The sequence below is a fragment of the Gordonia sp. 852002-50816_SCH5313054-c genome (assembly GCF_001665925.1).
Classification (GTDB): domain Bacteria; phylum Actinomycetota; class Actinomycetes; order Mycobacteriales; family Mycobacteriaceae; genus Gordonia; species Gordonia jacobaea.
Window position 1 is genome coordinate 1 of record NZ_LZTE01000049.1, and the last position, 602, is coordinate 602.

The window sequence follows — 602 nt, forward strand, 5'->3', positions numbered from 1 at the left end:
TTGACGGCGATCAGTCTCATCCACGAGGAACACGAAGAAGACTACGGCGTCGAGATCGGCGAACTCACCGACGGCCGCGCCGACTCACCAGAACAGTTGCGCGAGTTCGCTGCTCGCGGACAAGCTGGCGACGACCCCCGCGCACAGTACGGCCCAAATGGTTTGGAACGCACCATCGCCGACGTCGGCGCCGTGTTGTCGCTACCGCCGGGTCGGGCACGCGAACTGATCATCGACGCCCACGCCCTGCGCTACCGACTCCCCTACACCTCCTCACTCCTGGCCTGCGGGCGCATCGATCTGCAGCGGTTCCACATCGCTGTCGCCCGCACCAGCCTGTGCGGACCGGACACCATCGACGAGGTCGACGCCCGCCTCACCGCAGCACTCTCGGCACGCGATCATTTGTCGACGACCCGTTTTGCTGCGCTCGTCGATTCTGTTGTCGCCCAGGTCGATGCCGACGCCGTCAAGCGCCGTCGTGCCCGCATCGACGCCGACCGCAACGTCCAGGTCCGCCCCGATCGGTGGACTCCCGGCCAATCCCGACTGACCGGCACCGTGCCCGCCGCCTCGGGTGTGTTGATCGACCAACGCCTCAC

General features: G+C 66.8%; 1 protein-coding gene. It reads left to right on the forward strand.

Annotated features, from left to right (window positions below; translation table 11 throughout):
* Positions 1-602 (forward strand): DUF222 domain-containing protein (locus A5788_RS11590; RefSeq protein WP_156525505.1); only part of this gene is annotated, 602 nt, incomplete at both ends.